Origin of the sequence: Rhodococcus sp. NPDC127593, assembly GCF_042671975.1 — a bacterium.
Lineage (GTDB): Bacteria > Actinomycetota > Actinomycetes > Mycobacteriales > Mycobacteriaceae > Rhodococcus_F.
This window is the reverse complement of the sequence record NZ_JBHXWI010000076.1, coordinates 1-18,016: the sequence shown is the minus strand read 5'-3', so window position 1 is coordinate 18,016 and position 18,016 is coordinate 1. Positions and strand designations below refer to the sequence as shown.

The following is an 18,016-nucleotide window of genomic DNA, read 5'->3' as shown; positions in this document are numbered from 1 at the left end:
TGTCGTTACCAGGGAACCTACCGGTCACGGACACGCACCGCGCCGGGCAACACGACGGCGAACGTCACGACCAGAGCCATGGCGAGCAGGCCCGCGGCACCGGTCAGGCCAGCCGACACGACGTCCATCGTGCGCGTGATCTCGTCGGTCGCACCGGCGGATGCGTTGGCGCCGAGCGCGACCAGCGCGGCGAGGCCGAGTGAGAGGCCGAGCTGCTGCGCGGTGTTGATCAGACCGGAGGCGGCCCCCGCGTCCGCCCCGGTAACGCCGTGCAGGCCATACCCGGTCATGGGTGCCAACGCGAGGCCCTGACCGGCTCCGATCAGAGCCATCGGCAACGCCACACCGAAAAGGAACGAGCTGTCCGCCGTGAGGAAACTCAGCCAGGCCATTCCGGCGAAGGTGGACCCGACGCCGAGGGCAAGCGTGGTGAACGTCCCGACCCGGCCGGCGATCTGCGTGACGACCATGGCGACGGCGAAGTTCACGACGGTCATCGGCAGGAACCCGAAACCGGCCTGCAACGGCGACCAGCCGAGAACCGTCTGGAAGTACTGCGTGGTGAAGTAGAAGAATCCGATGAAGGCCCCCATGAACAGAAGGCGAACCAGGAGTGACCCGGTACGCACCGGACTGGCGAACAGCCGAAGCGGCATGATCGGCTGCGGGACACGCCACTCGTTGATCACGAACACGGCCAGCAGCAGGACGCCCGCACCGAGCCCGGTGAGCGTCGCCGGCGCACCCCAGCCCTCCAGACCCGAGTTGACGATGCCGAAGATCAGGGCACCCATGCCGAGCGTCGACGTGACCGCGCCGAGCAGGTCGAAACGCCCGGGCGTGCGTGGCAGCTCCCGGATGTAGCGGACGGCGAGCGCGAGCATCACCGCGCCCATCGGAACGTTGAGGAGGAACCCGGCCCGCCAGGACACCAGCTCGACTGCTGCGCCGCCGACGACGAGACCGACGCTCGCACCGATACCGGCGACCGCGGCGTAGAGGGCGACGGCCCGGGTGCGTTCCCGACCCTCCTCGAACGTGGCGGTCAGTAGGGCGAGTGAGGTCGGGGCGACGATCGCGGAACCGACGCCTTGCAGCGCGCGCGCCGCGATCATGGTTGCCGGATCGACGGCGACACCGACGAGCACCGACGAGCCGGTGAAGATCACCAGGCCGAGAACGAAACATCCGGCGGCGGCCGAGGATGTCGGCCGCCCGCGCGGCCAGCAGCAACAGACCGCCGAACGTGAGGGTGTAGGCGTCCTGCACCCACGCCAGACCCACCTCGGTGAACCCGAGCGAGTCGCGGATTGCCGGCAGGCCGGTGAAGATGATCGAGTTGTCCAGAATCACCATGAAGAAGCTAATCAGGACAACGGCAAGGATTGCCGTCTTGTTGACCGGCCGTGTTCCGGTCAGGGAAGTGGTGAAGGTGACCACGCGTTTCCGATCTACTGTGAGTGCACGTCGCAATGAGAGCGGCACCGGGACGGCGACGATGTCGCCGCCCCGGAGCCGTCATGAGTGGGTGTCGGTTCCGGGTTCCGACCGGATCAGGAGTAGCTGTTGCCGTCGATGACGAAGCGGTAGCGCACGTCGGACTTCAGCACCCGATCGAACGCCTCGTTGATCTGCGACGCCTGGACGAGTTCGACGTCGGCGACGACGCTATTCTCAGCGGCGAAGTCGAGCATCTCCTGCGTTTCCCGGATGCTGCCGAAGGACGTTCCGGCATAGGAGCGACGGTTCGAGAACAGCGAGAACACGCTCAACGACTGCGGTTCGGCCGGAGCACCCGCATTCACCAGCACGCCATCACGCGCCAGCAGCGACAGGTACGCATCGACGTCCACTGTCGCGCTGATCGTGTTCAGGATGATGTCGAAGGTGTTGGTGAGCGTCTCGAATGTCTCGGGATCACTGGTGGCGTGGTAGTGATCGGCGCCGAGCTTCAGGCCGTCCTCCTTCTTCCGCAGCGACTGGGACAGGACCGTGACCTCGGCGCCCAACGCCTTGGCGAACCTGACGCCGAGGTGGCCCAGGCCACCGAGCCCGACGATCGCGACCTTCTTGCCGGGACCGGCTCCCCAGTGCCGCAGCGGGGAGTACACGGTGATGCCCGCGCACAACAGCGGCGCGGCGGCGGCGGGGTCGAGGGATTCAGGGACCGTGAGCACGAAGTCCTCGTTGGCGACGATGGCGTCGGAGTAGCCGCCCTGGGTGATGGAACCGTCGCGGTCGGGGCTGCCGAAGATCAGGGTGTGGCCCTGGAGGCAGTACTGTTCCTCACCGTCGAGGCAGTTGGCGCACGTCCGGCACGAGTTGACCATGCAGCCGATACCGACACGGTCACCGACGCGGTGCTTGGTCACCTCGGCGCCGGTCTCGACGACGGTGCCCACGACCTCGTGGCCGGGGGTCAGCGGGCTGACCGGCAGCGGACCGAACTCTCCGCGAGCGAAGTGGATGTCTGAATGGCAGATGCCGCAGAACATGATGTCGATGCGCACGTCGTGGGAACCGACGTCGCGGCGCGCGACGGTCGTCGGGACCAGAGGCTGCCCGGCAGCGGGTGCACCGTAGGCGTTGGCGAGAGTGGGCATTGATGTCTCCGGTCTTGTTGTGGCACTTGTTCGGCCCGGCTGTCGCCGGTGCCCCCCATATATGCAAGCCGCTGAATGCGTCGGGTGGGAGTCACTGCTTATCCGGGTTACGGCAGTACCTGGCAAGGGCGCCGGCCGCACCGGCCGCCCGGCACGGTGAGGCGCCGGCAGGTCGCCCACCGATCTGCGGGTGACCCGCCGCGTGGAAACGCTTGTCCGGCTTGGGGTCCGGACGGCCGAGCCTGGCCGGGCCTATCGGATGATCTGGCAATCCAGGGCATCGGACAGCCGGCGCCCGTGATATTAAGTTTCTGGAATTCGGAATTCGGAATCGGATCTCGGCGAGATCCGATCCTGCGAGCACAAGCTCGGCCGCGGGCAGATTGTCGTCCAGGTGCTCGACAGCGGTGCCGCCCGGGGTCGGAAACGACAAACGGCTTCTGGGCGAGCAGCCAGGCGAGTGCGATCTGTGCGGGCGAGGCGCCCTTGCGGGCGGCCAGATCTTCGGGGAAGTCGACCTCCGCGAAATTCGCGTCGAGCGCCTCCGCGGTGAAGCGCGACCGCAGGAGGATCGTCGAATTTCTGCGGTCAGGAAGCCTTAACTCAATGGGAGACTGGGAATTGAGGCGGCGTCAGTAGGTCGTGGCGACCGTCCTCATTGCAATCCACTCACCGCCAAGGCGCTCATAGGTGGTCGTCAATTGCAAATTCCAGGTGCCCCGGCTACCCCAGATGGTGGCGTCGACGGTACTTCTGCCGACCAGGACGGCAGTGGCACCGGTCACCTCGACCGATGTGCAGCGCTCCTGCGAAGAGTGGTACTGCATCTCGCCCGAGTCGATCTGCTCGAGCCACTCTTTCTTGGCTTGCAGAAAGCCGGTCATGTGGGTGAGCGTGTACTCGTCGCCCAACAGGTCGTCGAGCAGCGCGGTGTCACGCTCGAGCATCCCGCGGTACATCGCACGATACGACTCGATCACCTGGGCCTTGTCGTCGTTACTGGCGCTCATGGGGATTCTCCGGCCGGGTTGGTGGACGGGGTACAGGCCTCCGCGTCCTCAAACGGTCGAGGATCTCGGTGAGCCATGGCAATGAGCCGACCTCGGGAATCCAATCCTGGTCGTCTGCGCCATTAGCGGCCATGCCCGCCTGTCTCAGAAGCACGTCGCTATCGGCTACCGGCGGTCACGACGGCGCGTCGGGCGCGTGCTGGGTCCGGTCGAGCTGTTCTCGGAGTGAGGTTGCGGCCCAACTCGCGAGCAGGTTGAGAGAGTCCTGCGTCGCGCTGTCCGGCTCCGCGGTGTAAACGAGCAATGTCAGCCCCTCGCTCGACGTCAGGTCGAGCGCCTCGTAGGTCAGATCGAGCTCACCGACGACCGGGTGACGCAACATCTTTCGCCCGGTGCGGTGGAACAACACGTTGTGGGCGGCCCAGCGGGTCCGGAATTCCTCACTGCGGGTGGACAGCTCACCGACGAGGTCGGTCAACCCACGATCGTGAGGACGTCGGCCTGCTTCGGCGCGCAGCACCGCCACCATGTCACTCGCGGTGCGCTCCCAGTCACCGTAGAAATCGTTCGCACGAGGATCGAGAAACGTGAACCGTGCCGTGTTCGGCTGTGTCGTCGAACCGTCGAACAACGGCCAGTACAGCGCACGACCCAACACGTTGGTGGCCACGACGTCGGCGCGCCCGTTACGCACCCACGCCGGCGCCATGATGGTGTCGAGGACCCGCTGGACGGATGCACTGACCCGAGGTGACGTCCGCTGACGTCGACGGGGGTCACGGCTCTGGGCCGCCCGCGCCAGGTCGAAAAGATGGGTCCGCTCCGCCTCGTCGAGGCGCAGTGCACCGGCGAGGGAATCCAGGACGCTGTCGGAGGCGCTGCTGAGGTCTCCTCGCTCGAGCCGGGTGTAGTAGTCGACGCTTACCCCGGCGAGCATGGCGACCTCCTCGCGGCGAAGTCCCGGGACGCGCCGCTTCCCACCGACAACCGGGAGTCCCGCTTGTTGCGGAGTGATCCGGGCCCGACGGGTGGCCAGGAATTCACGGATCTCGCTGCGGTTGTCCACGCTCCCCAGCGTAGGGCGGTCTCCCAGCGGTTGGGAGGCCCTGCCAGTACCTGGTTGAACAGAACCTGCCGCATCGGGGAGTGCGGTGCTGTAGTGGATATCGACAGCTCGCGACCGGCCGCCCGAGTACACACCAACGCCGCCCTCGCACACCCACCAGCACCCTCCGCCACCGCGAAGAAGGAACCGTGACCGTCACCCCAATGGCCCCCACCGCCGCAGGACGCGCAGCGGACTACCTCGAAAGGCGGTGATTTCGTGTTCGGTCTCGAGCTTGTCGTTGCGATCGGCGTCGCGGTCCTCGTGGGTAATTTGTTCGCGCGCCGGTTCGGTGTTGCCGTCCCGGTCGTGCTGCTCGCCGCGGGCCTGCTCCTGAGCACCATCCCGGCGTTCTATGACGTCGGGCTCCCACCTGAGATGGTCCTGCTGCTCTTCCTGCCCGCGTTGCTCTTCTGGGAGAGCCTGACGACCTCCCTGCGGGAGATACGCCGCTTCCTGCGCGGCATCGTCTTGACCGGCACGATCCTCGTCGTCGTCACGGCCGCAGCGGTAGCGATCGTCGCGCACGCGTTCGGTCTGTCCTGGGGAACGGCGTGGCTCATCGGTGCCGCGGTCGCCCCCACCGACGCGACCGCGGTGGCGGCCCTCGGGCGGGGTTGCCTCGCCGGCACCTGACGACCCTGCGGGCCGAGAGTCTGATCAACGACGGCACCGCGCTGGTCCTCTACGGCCTGGCGTTGGGTTTCGTCACCGGTGAGGCCGACATCAGCCCTGTCCATGTGCTGGGTCTGTTCACGTTGTCCTTCGCCGGAGGCATCGCCGTGGGGCTCGTCGCGGGATGGCTCATCTTCCAGGCGCGGCGTCGTATCCGAGACCCGCTGCTCGGCAACGTCGTCACCCTCCTGACACCGTTCGTCACCTATCTCCTTGCCGAAGAGATCCACGCCTCGGGGGTCCTGGCCGTCGTCACCTGCGGACTCTTGATGGCTCGGGTCGCGCCCCTGGCCATCAGCGCCCAGACGCGACAGCAAGCCACCCCGTTCTGGACCTTGACGACGTTCCTTCTCAACGGCGCCCTGTTCGTCCTCGTCGGCATGCAGCTGCCGGCAGCAGTCTCGGGGCTGTCGAGCGCCGCGCTCGGCACGGCAGTCCTGGTGACGGCCGCCGTCTACGCAACGGTCCTACTGGCCCGGCTCGGCTTCCTCACCGTCACCATCTACACGATCCGCGCTCTCGACCGTCGCCCACAGCAACGGCTGCTGCGCACCACGGCGCGAGGCCGCGTCGTCAGCATGACCGCCGGGTTCCGGGGGGCGGTCTCGCTCGCCGTCGCCCTGGCGGTCCCGGCGACCTTGCCCGGCGGCGCCGGTTTCCCGGCCCGCGACATGATCGTATTCGTCACCGCCGGCGTCGTCGTCGCCTCGCTCGTGGTCCAGGGCCTGGCCCTCCCCCGGGTCATCCGATGGGCACGACTACCGGAGGACACCTCCGTCGGTGACGAGCTCCGCCTCGCGCAGCGCACCGCGACGCAGGAGGCCCTCGAACGCCTGCCGCAGATCGCGGACGCACTCGGTGTCGACACGGACATAGCCGACGAGGTCCGCATCGAATACGACGAGCACCTCGCGCACTCCCTCGACGAGGACGAGGACGAGGAGGACGTCCTTCGAACGGCGCCGGTGCACCGGCGCCGCCAACATCAGGCGTTGAGCCTGGCCCTCATCGCGCAGAAACGGCAGACGATCGTGCGATTGCGCGACGAGGGCGTCATCGACGACACCGTCCTACGCACGATCCAGTCCCACCTCGACATCGAAGAAATCCGCCTCGCGGGCCCACCTGAGGTGGACTGAAGGTTAGTGAGCAAGATCGGCTCAACCGGCCACCGACAATACGTCGAACCACAAGAAGACTACCGATCCAGAAAGGGAGAACACCCATGAATTCGTGGCAACCCCAGGACGCACGCGCCGTCACCGCGCCCCAGGAGGTGCAAGCGGCCACCCGCCGCCGCGACGGCAGCCTGCGTCGCCCCACGACGATCTGGATCGTCGGCGACGCCGACCGGGTCTTCGTCCGTTCCACGAACGGCCGCACCGCCGGCTGGTTCCGCGGTGCCATCGCCACCGGAACAGGACAGATCGTCGCCGGCCGTACCGCCTACGACGTCGAGTTCACCGAAGCCGACGACAGCGACCTGGCGCGTGTCGACGCGGCCTACCGCGCAAAGTACGGCCGATACTCCTCGATCGTCGACCACCTCGAAGAAGACGGCCCCCGGGCCGCCACCCTCGAGGTCCATCCCGCCTGACCACCACCGACCCGACTGGTGACAGTTCATGCGCGGCACCATCATTCACGCCCCCAGCGACGTCCGCTTCGAGGAGCGCCCCGACCCGATCATCGTCGAGCCGACCGACGCCATCATCCGAACCGTCGCCACCTGCGTCTGCGGCTCGGACCTGTGGCGCTACCGCGGAATCAGCGACGTACCGCAGCCGGTGCCGATCGGGCACGAATACGTCGGCATCGTCGAGGCAGTCGGCAACGACGTGCACACCGTGAAACCGGGACAGTTCATCGGTGGATTCCTCGCCAGCGACAACACCTGCCCACTCTGCCGGGCCGGCGCCCACGCCAACTGCCAGAACGTCACCGGATACGACGGCTGCCAGTCCGAGGCGATCCGCATCCCCCACGCCGACGGCACACTGCTCGCCACACCCGAAATACCTGATGCGGCGATGATTCCGAGCCTTCTCGCCCTCTCGGACGTCATGTGCACCGGCTGGCACGCGGCAGTCAGCGCCGACGTGCGCCCCGGCAGCACCGTAGTCGTCGTGGGTGACGGGGCCGTCGGGCTCTCCGGTGTCCTCGCCGCATCCCAACTCGGCGCCGAACGCGTCATCGCCATGAGCCGTCACACCGACCGGCAAGCCATCGCCCGGGACTTCGGCGCAACCGACGTCGTCGCCGAGCGCGGCAACGAGGGTGTCGAGCGGATCCTCGAGCTCACCGATGGAATCGGTGCCGACGCGGTCCTCGAATGCGTCGGCACCAAAGATTCAGTCCTCCAAGCCCTGCGTTCCGCCCGGCCCGGTGCCATGGTGGGCTGGGTCGGTGCCCCCCACGTCACCGACCTGCCGCAACAGCACATGTTCTGGAAAAACGTCGGGCTGCGCGGCGGTCCCGCCCCGGTCCGCGCCTACCTCCCCGACCTTCTCGAACGCGTATGGGAAAAGCGCATCGAGCCAGGCAAGGTCTTCGACCTCACCCTGCCCCTCGACCACGTCGCCGAAGCGTACGCAGCCATGGACGAACGGCGCGCCACCAAGGTGCTGCTGCAGCCCTGATAGCCGACGACGATTTTGGCAGCGTCCTGGTCGCATCGGCTCTGGTGCTCGTCCTCGCGGAACCCCAGGCTTGGTGCCAGGGCGCACGCTGCAGAGGCGGCGACGAAGATGATCAGTCCGGTTCCGTACGCGCTCCGGGCTCCGGGCTCCGATGCGGTCGGACAGGGTGCCGGCAAAGAGTAGAAGGGCAGCGAACATCAGTGTGTACCCGTCCACCACCCACTACAGGCCGGTGATACCGCCACCGATGTCCGCGGCGATTTGGGGCAGCGCAACGATGACGATGAGGGTGTCCAGCGTGATCACGAAGAATCCGAGCAAGGCGACAACGAGCGTCACCGTGCCGGATCGCGCTGTGGTTGGGTTCTCGGAGGTTGCTAGGGAGGAGCGCGAACTGAGCACGGTGAGGCTTTCTGTCCAGGTCGTTCGATCGCCAGGCAGTGGGCATCCGCGCTCGGCGAGCGCCGGCCGGCTGGCCAGCGCGGCGTTCGCTGAACGCACATCTCCAGGGTAGTCAGGTCCCGATCTGTCTTGTCATTGACAGTGTGGAGGTGTGCGTCATAGTCTTCGAGGGGTGTGGCAGTGGCCATAGGCGTGGCCTGCCCGCTGAGGCACCGGTGCGGTGCTCCCCGCCGCGGCAGGACGAGGAAGGATCGGAGATGCCCGACTATTCGATCTGGGCGCTCGAGTTTGCGCAACTCCCGAACTACCCGGACACCGCCCTGGTGTACGGCAAGAGCGAAGGCGCGCGCATGCTCCCCTTCTACTACGTCCTACTCCAGAGCGACGACCACGTGCTGCTCATCGACGCCGGATTCGACAACAACGACTACGGCCGCGACATGATCGATCGTTACGGCATCACCATCTGGAAATCCCCCGCCGAGATCCTCCCCCGCGTTTGCCTCACACCCGAGGACGTCGACACCATCATCCTCACCCACCACCACTTCGACCACGCCGGCGGACTCGGCCTGTTCCCCAACGCGCAAGTCTTCGTCCAACGCCGCGAGATCGACAACTTCCACGCCAAGTACAACGTCACACCACGCATGAGCTGGCTCGCCAACGGACTCGACCCCGACACACCGTCCGTTCTCGCCACAATCGAGAGCGAAGGCCGCCTCAACGTCCTCGACGGCCCCGCCGAGGTTCTGCCCGGCATCGACGTCCGACCGGCCTTCGACACCCACACAGCCGGCTCTCAGTATGCCGTCCTCACCCCTACCGACGGCACCCCTTGGATCTTCCCGGGAGATGTGGTCTACGTCTACGACAACCTCGTCGGGCCCAACGAAGACGGCATCCTCACCCCCATCGGCCTCGGCCAGGGCAACCAGGAATGCTGCATCCGAACCACCGACGAGATGTTGACAGCGGCCGGTGACGACATCCGCCGCATTCTGCCGTGGCACGAGCACCGCATTTGGGAACGCTATCCCTCCATCACATTCGATGACGGCTTGCACATGGCCGAAATCGACTTAGCCCCAAACACGCCCAGTAGGGTCCATCCTCCGGGCGCCCAACCGGGCCGGGTTGCGCACAGCCAACTCTGATTCCTGCTTGACGCTCAAACCTAGAAGACCGGTGGTGATGAAATGGTGACCGCACGACCACGTCGAGTGATCGTCGGAACGAACGACGACGGACTGTCACGTGTCGTCGACGACGGCGCGACCATGGCACGAACAGTGCGACCGTCCGGAGCGGTCGTTCACGAAGTGTGGCGACAGGAACACCTACCCGCACATCCAGCCGACGACGGCTCGCATACAGGAGAGATGGAGCCGAACCCGCCCGTGAAGGGGATAACCATCCGGAGTTTCACGGTTCCCCCGGACGTCGACCCGGAGGTTGCGGCCTACGCCGAGTCAACGTGGGCCCGTACCGGTGCGGGCGAGCCGATCCTCGCTCTGACAGCGCCGCAGATGCACCGGACGAACAACGTGTTTGTTGCGACCGTCCTGTCCGGTGCGGCCTATCTGGTGCTCGAGTCCGAGGAGGTGCTCCTCCGACAGGGTGACAGCTTCGTCATACCGGGAAGCATGCACAGCTGGCGAAACCCATTCGACGTGGAAGCGACCATGGTGAGCACCGTGTTCGGTCAGGTCTAGGTAGCTTCGACGTCGCAGACGTACAACAGTCAGCCGACGCCACCATATCGCGATCACGTGTCCCCCACCTGCTCTGGGGTCGCGCCGGTCAACCGGGCCGCCTCCCGAACACGGAGGTTCGGCGCCCGAAGGCAGCGTCGGCACACAACAAAGGAGATTCGAATGCAAACAGCATCCCCGCGCCGGGTCATCGTCGGCACGAACGCCAGGGGACAATCGGCAGTTTTCTCGGACGCCACCGTCGCCCTACGTGCCGACAGACCCAATGGCGGCGAGGCATATCAGCTGTGGAGCCAGGACGTACTGCCGAGCCCGACCGACTACGACGGTGCCAGCCACACCGAGATGTTCGCCTTACCGCCAGCTGAGGGAGCAGTGGTCCGGACCTATACGATCCAACCGGAGGCGTCCGAGAGTTTCAGCGAAGCTGTGGGCCTGCACACGAGTGGCGCCCTGTTCGTGATCACTGTCATCTCCGGGCGGATGCGCGTGGACCTCGAAGTCGAACCTGTGGAGCTCGGCCCTAGCGAGACCATCGTGATCCGGGGAAACATGCACGATCTTCGGAACCCTTTCGACGAGCCCGTCTCCCTGGTGTACACGGCGTTTCGCCTAACAGACTGATCCAGCGAACTTCATCCCTGCGGCAGCCGCAGCGCATTTGTCCACCACGGAGTTGGCCTGACCCTACCCGCCGGTATCCAACCCCCGTGGCACCACACCAACCGGGACCGGCGGCCCCTGGTCATCTGGATAAACGGCTCATCGAGCCCTGACGTGGCGCGGACACTCGGCTGAGCCTCAGGGGCGGCTGGTTGCGGTCCGGTTCGCGAGTCATTCCGGGAATCCCCTCGGCTACCGTGTGACTACGCTGTGACCTGGAAGCTCGGAATCGTAGGTACTCGGATGGTTGACAGTGACCCCTTCAGCACTCAACGGGACGACCACACCACGTTGGCCGCGGAGCTGAGTGCGGCCGGATTCGACGACGCTCAGGTGTGTGGTAGAGGCGGATTCGGGGTCGTATACCGCTGTACCCAGCGAAGCCTCGACCGCTTGGTGGCTGTCAAGGTCCTCACGACAGATTCAGACTCGGACAACCGCGACCGCTTCGTCCGGGAGCAACGCGCTATGGGTCGACTCACGGGCCATCCGAACATCGTTGGTGTCTTGCAGGTGGGTCAGACAACCAGTGGATACCCCTTTCTGGTGATGCAGTATCACGCACACGGCTCACTCGAGAGACGAATCCGGCAGGCTGGCACGATCCCGATCGGAGACGTCCTTCGTATTGGGGTCAAGATCGCCGGAGCCCTCGAGACGGCGCATCGCCTCCAGATCGTCCATCGCGATGTCAAACCCGCGAACATTCTGTTCACCGACTTCGACGAGCCGGCGTTGACAGACTTCGGCATTGCCCACATGACCGATGGATTCCGGACAAGCACAGGGACGGTCACCGGATCACCGGCATTCACCGCGCCGGAGATCCTTGAGGGGGAGCCACCCACCTGTGCTGGCGATGTCTACGGTCTCGGTGCAACCTTGTTCTGCGCACTGACCGGCCATGCAGCATTCGAACGCCGCAGCGGTGAGCACGTCATCGCGCACTTCCTTCGCGTCGCTTCCCAGCCCGTACCTGTCCTGCGCGGAAACGGGATCCCCAGCCCTGTGGGCGCCATAATCGAGAAGGCGATGTGCCGTGACCCGCAGGAGCGACCCTCCGCCGCAGCACTCGGGGACGACCTGCAGCGTGTCCAACGTAGCCTCGGAAGTTCCGTCGCCTCCATGGCTCTCCGAGCACTACCGGGCCCCGCGCCCCGTCTGCCACAAGGAGACTCCGTATCGGTAGCCGACATGTCGCAAGGCCGGGTGGACCCGCGTGGCACCGCCCTGGAGCTAACCAGCTTTGTCGGACGTCGGTCCGAGTTATCCGAAGTGCGGACAGCCCTGACGAAAGCTCGCCTCGTGACACTGACCGGAATCGGTGGTGTCGGAAAGACCCGCCTCGCCGTGCGGACAGCTGGAAGTACCCGGCGCCACTACCCCGGTGGAGTATGGGTGGTCGAACTCGGTGAGCTACGCGAACCCGCAGCAGCAGTCATCGCCCTGGTTGCCTCAACCATCGGAGTCCACGACGCCTCTGCCAGGCCGCTCCTCGAAGCGGTCACGGATTACCTCGCCTCCCGCCGAGCGCTCCTAGTCCTCGACAACTGCGAGCAGGTGATCGACGCTGTCGCTGAACTGGCCCACTTCTTGTTGCCAAAGTGTCCCGAACTGCGCATCCTCGCCACCAGCCGAGAACCGCTGCGGATCGGAGGGGAAATCGTTGTCCGGGTGCCACCCCTGACGATCCCTGATCCCGACCACCCAGAATCGATGCACGGTGTGTCGCGTTTCGACTCGGTCGCGTTGTTTGCCGAGCGGGCCACGACCGTCCTCCCATCCTTCGACCTCGACGAGAACAAATGGGTGGTCGCCAACATCTGTGCCCGACTGGATGGTCTCCCCCTGGCAATCGAACTCGCCGCAGCGCGCCTGCGTGTGCTCTCACCCGAACAGATCCTGCAACGCCTGACCGATCGATATGCGCTGCTGACTCAAGGAAGCCGCCAGGTTCCCACTCGTCAGCAAACTCTTCGATGGTGCATTGGATGGAGCTACGACCTGTGCAGTCCCTCCGAACAGCAACTATGGGGCCGACTGTCAGTCTTCGCCGGCAGCTTCGAACTCACCGCCCTCGAGGCTGTCTGCGGAGACGGCCGCACGAAACATGAAGTGCTGGACGATCTGGCCTCCCTCGTGGACAGGTCAATCCTGATCCGCGAGGGCTCGAACGGCGAGGTCCGATTTCGGCTCCTTGATACGCTTCGTGAATATGGAAGAGCCACGATAGACGCCGCTGACTACTCGGTCATCCGGCGACGGCATCTGGATTGGTACTTGCAGCTTGCTTTGGACGCCGAGGCGGTCTGGATCAGTCCCCGGCAGCTTGAATGGTCTGCACGCCTTCAGCGCGAGCTTCCGAATCTGCGCGAGGCCCTCGACTTCAGCATGTCCAAGCCGGAGACTGCCGAGGATGGGCTGCAACTCGCAGCTACTTTGAATAGATTCTGGCGTGCCCACGGGCTACTCAGTGAGGGACGGCGCTGGCTCGATCGCGTGCTCGCGAACTCCCCAAAGCGACAAACACTTTCGGCCGTCAGGGCACTCTGTGCCGCAGGACGGGTCGCAGCCTTGCAGGGGGACTTCCGAGCGGCCATCACCCGCCTCGAGGAGGTCCGTACGCTCGACTCCCAACTCGATGATCCCATCATCCGCACACTCGCCGACTCGACGGAAGGATTCATCGCGCTTTACGAGGGCGACCTCGAATGCGCCGCAATACGCCTCGCGGATTCCGCTGGATCATGGGAGAACGCGGACAACCCTGCCTCCCACATTGAATCTCTAGTTCTCCTCGGTTGGGCGCATGAATTGAACGGACGACCCAGTCGAGCCGCCAGCGCCCTGGCAGAGGCATTGGCGGAAACAGAATCACGAGGTGAGTTCTACTACCGATCCTACGCACTATGGGCAAGCGGGCTTTCGCTATGGCGCAATGGAGAAACAGCTCGCGCGGAAGACCTGACGAAAGAGGCACTGCGGCTTACCCAGACAGCGGGCAACCCGCTGACTACCTCCCTGTGTCTGCAGTCGCTCGCGTGGATTGCTTGCAAGGACGACAACCCTCGACGCGCCGCAGTCCTGATGGGAGCCGCCGACAACTTGGTCAACCTGGTCGGTCGCCCCACGGTCCAGTTCCCCGATCTGGCCGTCCACCAGAGTGAATTCAACCACCTCGCCCGCATCAGCCTCAGTGCCGCCACCTTCACGACAGCGAGTCAAGAAGGCGCGAACATGGACCTGGATACCGCGATAGCATTTGCCCTCGAAGATCCGGTCCGGGCGAAGCCATCCGTGGACAGCGATTCCCCGATGCTGACCAAACGTGAACTCCAAGTTGCCCGATTGGTCTCCGAGGGCTTCACGAACAAAGGGATCGCTACCCAACTGGTCCTCTCACCGCGGACGGTGGCAGGACACGTCGAACACATACTCATCAAGTTGGGCTTCACCTCTCGCGCTCAGATCGCCGCGTGGACAGTCGAGCAAGGCAGCAATCCAGCGCCCAACAAGACGTAGCCACGTCCAAGACCCGCGCTTGGCCGTCACCGGCGGCATCCGGCGCCCACCGAGCCGTCCATGCGGAGTTGTCAGAGCCTGCCGGCGTACACCTGCGTCTGCCCCCCGTCGACGACAAGGTTGACCCCGTCGATAAAGGTGCTTGCATCGGAGGCCAGAAACACCACGGCGTCCCCGATCTCCTCCGCCGTACCGACACGACCTACAGGGATCTCAGCCGCGCACTTTTCGGCGAAGTCCTTTACCTGCTCCGGCGACATGCCCTGGACCGTTTCGTAGCCCTCGGTCGGGATCGCCCCGGGGCTGACGACATTCACGCGGATGCCGCGGGACTTCAGCTCCGTCGTCCAGACCCGAGCCATTCCGACCACGGCCGCCTTGGTGGCGGCATACGCCGTGTACTCCGGCAACCCGATGAAGGCGGTCATGGAGGACGTCAGGATGATCGATCCGCCCCTATTCATGATCGGCAACATGGCCTGGACCGTGAACAGCTGTCCCTTGAGGTTGACGCCCAGCATGCCGTCCAGGAATTCCTCGCTCACCTCCTCGAGCGGTCGGCCCTGGTAGTAGCCCGCGTTCGAGAAGATGATGTCCAGGTTCCCCTTCTCTTCCCGGATGACGGACGCCACCCGGACCATGTCGTCTTTGCTGGACACGTCCGCAGCGATGGCGCGGACGTTGGGCCCCAATTCCTGTGCCGCCTCCTCCAGGACGTTCTGTCGTCGACCGACGATGTAGACGTACGCGCCGGCCTCCGCCAGGCGCCGGGCGCCGCCGTAGCCCAGGCCTGTTCCGCCGCCCGTGACGAGGGCGACTTTGCCGTTCAATGATTGTGCTGACATGAATAACTCCGTATCTGGGAGAAGGTTGGTGAATTACCGTGGGTGGTGAAGCGCCTCGGCGTCCGTCTGCACGACGGTCATCCGGGAGAGGTCGATGGTGTCCTTGATTTTGTCGCCGAGCGCCAGGTGGCTGGGCTCGTGCATGTAGCGTTCCCAGTCGTTCCGTGAATCGAACTCGGCGATGAGCACGACTGCCTTCGTCCCGGACCAGTCGAGTGTCTTCTCGACCGAGAGTGTCCGGATCCAGGGAACGATGCTGGGAAGCTCGCGCAAGGTCTCGACCACGCCGGACAACTGGGCTTCCGTGCAATCCGGCAGCGCCGGGCCGATGAAAATGTGTCGAAGCATGGCGGCGTTCCTCAGCTGTTCCCGAGAGTGGACACGTCGATCACGAACCGGTACTTCACGTCGCTCCTGAGCATCCGGGTATAGGCGTCATTGATGTCCTGGATATCGATCATCTCGACATCCGAGGTGATGCCGTGCTCGCCGCAGAAATCGAGCATCTCCTGGGTTTCCGCCAAGCCGCCGATCAGGGAAGCTCCTAGCGAGCGGCCGCGGAACACCATCGGTGCGGTGTGCAGGGTGTCGTCGAGGGGCCCGAGATAGCCGACCAGCACGATCGTGCCCTGAGCAGCCAGCGTCGCTATGTAGGGATTGAGGTCGTGGGCGTAGGGGACGGTATCGATGATCAGGTCGAACCTGCCCGCAGCGGCCATCATCTCCTCGTCATTCCCGGAGATGACGATGTGATCGGCACCCAGGCGCCGCGCATCGTCTTCCTTGCCCGGTGAGCGGCTGAAGAGTGTAACGTCGGCGCCCATCGCCTTGGCAAGCTTGAGCGCCATGTGACCAAGACCGCCGAGGCCGACGACCGCGACCTTCTTGTCAGGGCCGGCGCCCCACCGGCGCAAAGGTGAATAGGTGGTGATGCCGGCACACAGCAGCGGCGCAGCACCGGCGAGGTCCAGGCCGTCCGGGATGTTCAGCACGAATTTGTCGCTGACGACGATCATGTTCGAATAGCCGCCGTAGGTCGGCGACCCATCGTGGCGATCCGTGCCGGCGTAGGTCAGCGTGCTGCCGTTCTCGCAGTATTGTTCGAGATGCTGTTCGCAGGCGTGGCAGTGCTGGCAGGAATCGACCAGGCAGCCAACTCCGACCGTATCGCCAACCTTGTAGCGGGTCACGTCCGGACCGACGCGGGTCACGGTGCCGACGATCTCATGGCCGGGGACGATCGGGTAGCTCTCGCCACCCCAATCATTCCGGACGTGGTGAATGTCGGAATGACAGACGCCGCAGAACCGGACGTCCACTTCGACGTCGTCGGGACGGAGGTCGCGGCGTTCGAACGACCAGGGAACAAGGTCCGCATCGGATGAATGGGCGGCATAACCCTGTACGGGGGTCGGCACAACAGTCTCCTTAAGCTGGGAAAGCCTGCCTGTCGGCAGCGCGGTAATGGGACCGGTTTCGAATCCGGCGGGCAATCGGATTGCCTTCGCCGTTCACGAAACCAGCCAGGCGGCCGACGCAACAGGCACGCTCGAGCCACGACTTGCCAAACCATGCACTGCCAGTACATGGTTTGCCTTCCCACGACGGCTTATCGTTGATGGATATGAGCCACCGCAGCGACATCCAGGACTTCCTGACCTCCAGGCGGGCCAAGATCACCCCCGAGCAGGTGGGCCTGCAATCCTACGGCCGGCGACGGGTACCCGGACTGCGCCGCGAAGAAGTGGCGATGCTCGCCCAAGTCAGCGTCGACTACTACGGGCGACTGGAACGGGGAGACCTCACAGGTGTCTCCGAAAACGTCCTGACATCCTTGGTTCGGGCCCTGCAACTCAACGACGTCGAAGAACGACACCTACGTGACCTGATCCGCGCCGCCGACACCACCATCCGCCCCGCACGACAACGCCCCACACAGACGAAGATCCGTCCGGCGGTCCGGCGGATGCTCGACGCCATGACCGACCTCCCCGCGATCATCCAGAACGGCCGGCTCGACATCATCGCAGCCAACCGGCTCGGCCGAGCCTTGTACTCCGACCACTTCGACACCCCCACACCCCCACCGAACAACGCACGATTCATCTTCCTCGATCCCCGCGGACGGCAATTCGCCCCAAACTGGGAGCAGTCGGCAGGCGACATCGTCGCCATGCTCCGCGCCGAAGCGGGACGCGACCCGCACGATCGCCAGCTCTCGGACCTCATCGGCGAATTATCGACGCGCAGCGACGAATTCCGTATCCGCTGGGCAGCCCACAACGTCCACCACCACAAGAGCGGCTCGAAACAGATTCATCATCGGGCAGTGGGCGACCTGACCCTGGACTTCGAGGTGGCAACGCTCGAGGGGGACCCCGCACTGCGGCTCGTCGTCTACAGTGCCGAACCACAATCACCATCCCAAGACGCACTTCAACTGCTCTCCAATTGGGCAGCGACAGTGGAGAAAACGAAGGACACCCCCGCCAGGGAAACGCACTAGTGGTCTGTCTCGCAAATAATTCTTGATCGATTCGATAGAATCCGTACATGAGGAACCCGGTACCCGCTTTGGAGATTTCCGATGGGCAGCAGTGCCCCGAGCTGACTCACCAGACGTGTCGCTTGCCCCGGACAATACCGACTTGACACATGGATGGTGAAGTCCCACAGCCAATTCGGCGGATCATCCAGTTCGGCGAGGAGGTGCTCGGCGCGGGTGTAGGGGCGTTGGGGGCGGCGTTGCCAGCAGCGGTTGCACAGCCTCGCCCCGCCGCCGCGGATCACGCGCCCGCATTCGGTGCATGCGGCGGCCGGCTTCGGCGCCGGCCCCG

At 65.0% G+C, this 18,016-nt stretch carries 19 protein-coding genes; 11 read left to right on the top strand and 8 right to left on the bottom strand.

Annotated elements, in window-relative coordinates; translation table 11 throughout:
• Positions 1-17: 17 nt before the first annotated feature.
• A complete protein-coding gene (locus ACFVJ3_RS42700; protein ID WP_378457816.1) occupies positions 18-1,169 on the bottom strand; it encodes an MFS transporter in 1,152 nt (383 codons plus the stop codon).
• Between ACFVJ3_RS42700 and ACFVJ3_RS42695 the strand changes: the two genes are divergently transcribed.
• Positions 1,159-1,476, top strand: coding sequence for a hypothetical protein (locus ACFVJ3_RS42695; protein WP_378457815.1), 318 nt, complete (start codon positions 1,159-1,161; stop codon positions 1,474-1,476). The genes ACFVJ3_RS42700 and ACFVJ3_RS42695 overlap by 11 nt on opposite strands.
• Before the next feature lie 77 nt (positions 1,477-1,553).
• On the opposite strand, the gene ACFVJ3_RS42690 is transcribed toward ACFVJ3_RS42695, so the two are convergent.
• The 3 genes from ACFVJ3_RS42690 to ACFVJ3_RS42680 form a co-directional block, all read right to left on the bottom strand.
• On the bottom strand, positions 1,554-2,603 hold the full coding sequence (locus ACFVJ3_RS42690; RefSeq protein ID WP_378457814.1) for an NAD(P)-dependent alcohol dehydrogenase: 1,050 nt from the start codon (positions 2,601-2,603) through the stop codon (positions 1,554-1,556).
• Between the two features lie 632 nt (positions 2,604-3,235).
• A complete protein-coding gene (locus ACFVJ3_RS42685; RefSeq protein ID WP_378457813.1) occupies positions 3,236-3,613 on the bottom strand; it encodes a nuclear transport factor 2 family protein in 378 nt (125 codons plus the stop codon).
• A 175-nt stretch (positions 3,614-3,788) separates the two neighbouring features.
• The gene (locus ACFVJ3_RS42680) at positions 3,789-4,688 is read right to left on the bottom strand and encodes a helix-turn-helix domain-containing protein (protein ID WP_378457833.1); all 900 of its coding nucleotides are present in this window, start codon (positions 4,686-4,688) and stop codon (positions 3,789-3,791) included.
• A 249-nt stretch (positions 4,689-4,937) separates the two neighbouring features.
• On the opposite strand from ACFVJ3_RS42680, the gene ACFVJ3_RS42675 reads away from it, so the two are divergent.
• The 4 genes from ACFVJ3_RS42675 (at position 4,938) to ACFVJ3_RS42660 (ending at position 8,032) form a co-directional block, all read left to right on the top strand.
• On the top strand, positions 4,938-5,354 hold the full coding sequence (locus ACFVJ3_RS42675) for a cation:proton antiporter (RefSeq protein ID WP_378457812.1): 417 nt from the start codon (positions 4,938-4,940) through the stop codon (positions 5,352-5,354).
• Positions 5,336-6,532 carry a Na+/H+ antiporter gene (locus ACFVJ3_RS42670; RefSeq protein ID WP_378457811.1) on the top strand — a complete coding sequence of 399 codons (1,197 nt, stop codon included), beginning with the start codon at positions 5,336-5,338 and terminating at the stop codon, positions 6,530-6,532. Before ACFVJ3_RS42675 ends, ACFVJ3_RS42670 begins: the two co-directional genes overlap by 19 nt.
• Before the next feature lie 86 nt (positions 6,533-6,618).
• Positions 6,619-6,990: a DUF2255 family protein gene (locus ACFVJ3_RS42665; protein WP_378457810.1), complete on the top strand. Its 372-nt coding sequence runs from the start codon at positions 6,619-6,621 to the stop codon at positions 6,988-6,990.
• 28 nt (positions 6,991-7,018) lie between these two features.
• Complete coding sequence (locus ACFVJ3_RS42660; protein ID WP_378457809.1) at positions 7,019-8,032, top strand: zinc-dependent alcohol dehydrogenase family protein; 1,014 nt, start codon at positions 7,019-7,021, stop codon at positions 8,030-8,032.
• A gap of 222 nt (positions 8,033-8,254) precedes the next feature.
• On the opposite strand, the gene ACFVJ3_RS42655 is transcribed toward ACFVJ3_RS42660, so the two are convergent.
• Positions 8,255-8,533 (bottom strand): hypothetical protein, encoded by a 279-nt coding sequence (locus tag ACFVJ3_RS42655; protein ID WP_378457808.1) that lies wholly within the window; start codon positions 8,531-8,533, stop codon positions 8,255-8,257.
• Positions 8,534-8,691: 158 nt separating this feature from the next.
• On the opposite strand from ACFVJ3_RS42655, the gene ACFVJ3_RS42650 reads away from it, so the two are divergent.
• The 4 genes from ACFVJ3_RS42650 (at position 8,692) to ACFVJ3_RS42635 (ending at position 14,334) form a co-directional block, all read left to right on the top strand.
• Entirely contained in the window at positions 8,692-9,591 is a 900-nt protein-coding gene (locus tag ACFVJ3_RS42650; protein ID WP_378457807.1) for an N-acyl homoserine lactonase family protein, read from the top strand.
• A 42-nt stretch (positions 9,592-9,633) separates the two neighbouring features.
• Positions 9,634-10,149, top strand: coding sequence for a cupin domain-containing protein (locus tag ACFVJ3_RS42645; protein WP_378457806.1), 516 nt, complete (start codon positions 9,634-9,636; stop codon positions 10,147-10,149).
• 162 nt (positions 10,150-10,311) lie between these two features.
• Positions 10,312-10,773 (top strand): hypothetical protein, encoded by a 462-nt coding sequence (locus tag ACFVJ3_RS42640; RefSeq protein ID WP_378457805.1) that lies wholly within the window; start codon positions 10,312-10,314, stop codon positions 10,771-10,773.
• Positions 10,774-11,055: 282 nt separating this feature from the next.
• Positions 11,056-14,334, top strand: coding sequence for a protein kinase (locus tag ACFVJ3_RS42635; protein WP_378457804.1), 3,279 nt, complete (start codon positions 11,056-11,058; stop codon positions 14,332-14,334).
• 71 nt (positions 14,335-14,405) lie between these two features.
• Here ACFVJ3_RS42635 and ACFVJ3_RS42630 read toward each other — a convergent pair whose 3' ends face one another.
• From ACFVJ3_RS42630 to ACFVJ3_RS42620, 3 genes are read right to left on the bottom strand one after another with little or no spacing between them, the layout of a single operon-like run.
• Positions 14,406-15,179, bottom strand: a complete 774-nt coding sequence (locus tag ACFVJ3_RS42630; RefSeq protein ID WP_378457803.1) for an SDR family oxidoreductase — start codon at positions 15,177-15,179, stop codon at positions 14,406-14,408.
• Between the two features lie 33 nt (positions 15,180-15,212).
• A complete protein-coding gene (locus ACFVJ3_RS42625) occupies positions 15,213-15,527 on the bottom strand; it encodes a Dabb family protein (protein ID WP_378457802.1) in 315 nt (104 codons plus the stop codon).
• Positions 15,528-15,538: 11 nt separating this feature from the next.
• Positions 15,539-16,597, bottom strand: coding sequence for an NAD(P)-dependent alcohol dehydrogenase (locus ACFVJ3_RS42620; RefSeq protein ID WP_378457801.1), 1,059 nt, complete (start codon positions 16,595-16,597; stop codon positions 15,539-15,541).
• 206 nt (positions 16,598-16,803) lie between these two features.
• Here ACFVJ3_RS42620 and ACFVJ3_RS42615 point away from each other — a divergent pair, with 206 nt between their 5' ends.
• A complete protein-coding gene (locus tag ACFVJ3_RS42615; protein ID WP_378457800.1) occupies positions 16,804-17,685 on the top strand; it encodes a helix-turn-helix transcriptional regulator in 882 nt (293 codons plus the stop codon).
• 149 nt (positions 17,686-17,834) lie between these two features.
• Positions 17,835-18,016: hypothetical protein (locus ACFVJ3_RS42610; protein WP_378457799.1), on the top strand; the 182-nt coding region annotated here is incomplete at its 3' end.

Excerpts from the sequence above, each read along its gene's own strand:
- ACFVJ3_RS42645 (WP_378457806.1), top strand. The coding sequence starts at position 9,634 with ATGGTGACCGCACGACCACGTCGAGTGATCGTCGGAACGAACGACGAC.
- ACFVJ3_RS42665 (WP_378457810.1), top strand. The coding sequence starts at position 6,619 with ATGAATTCGTGGCAACCCCAGGACGCACGCGCCGTCACCGCGCCCCAG.
- ACFVJ3_RS42650 (WP_378457807.1), top strand. The coding sequence starts at position 8,692 with ATGCCCGACTATTCGATCTGGGCGCTCGAGTTTGCGCAACTCCCGAAC.
- ACFVJ3_RS42690 (WP_378457814.1), bottom strand. The coding sequence starts at position 2,603 with ATGCCCACTCTCGCCAACGCCTACGGTGCACCCGCTGCCGGGCAGCCT.
- ACFVJ3_RS42625 (WP_378457802.1), bottom strand. The coding sequence starts at position 15,527 with ATGCTTCGACACATTTTCATCGGCCCGGCGCTGCCGGATTGCACGGAA.
- ACFVJ3_RS42660 (WP_378457809.1), top strand. The coding sequence starts at position 7,019 with ATGCGCGGCACCATCATTCACGCCCCCAGCGACGTCCGCTTCGAGGAG.
- ACFVJ3_RS42630 (WP_378457803.1), bottom strand. The coding sequence starts at position 15,179 with ATGTCAGCACAATCATTGAACGGCAAAGTCGCCCTCGTCACGGGCGGC.
- ACFVJ3_RS42640 (WP_378457805.1), top strand. The coding sequence starts at position 10,312 with ATGCAAACAGCATCCCCGCGCCGGGTCATCGTCGGCACGAACGCCAGG.
- ACFVJ3_RS42615 (WP_378457800.1), top strand. The coding sequence starts at position 16,804 with ATGAGCCACCGCAGCGACATCCAGGACTTCCTGACCTCCAGGCGGGCC.
- ACFVJ3_RS42635 (WP_378457804.1), top strand. The coding sequence starts at position 11,056 with ATGGTTGACAGTGACCCCTTCAGCACTCAACGGGACGACCACACCACG.
- ACFVJ3_RS42685 (WP_378457813.1), bottom strand. The coding sequence starts at position 3,613 with ATGAGCGCCAGTAACGACGACAAGGCCCAGGTGATCGAGTCGTATCGT.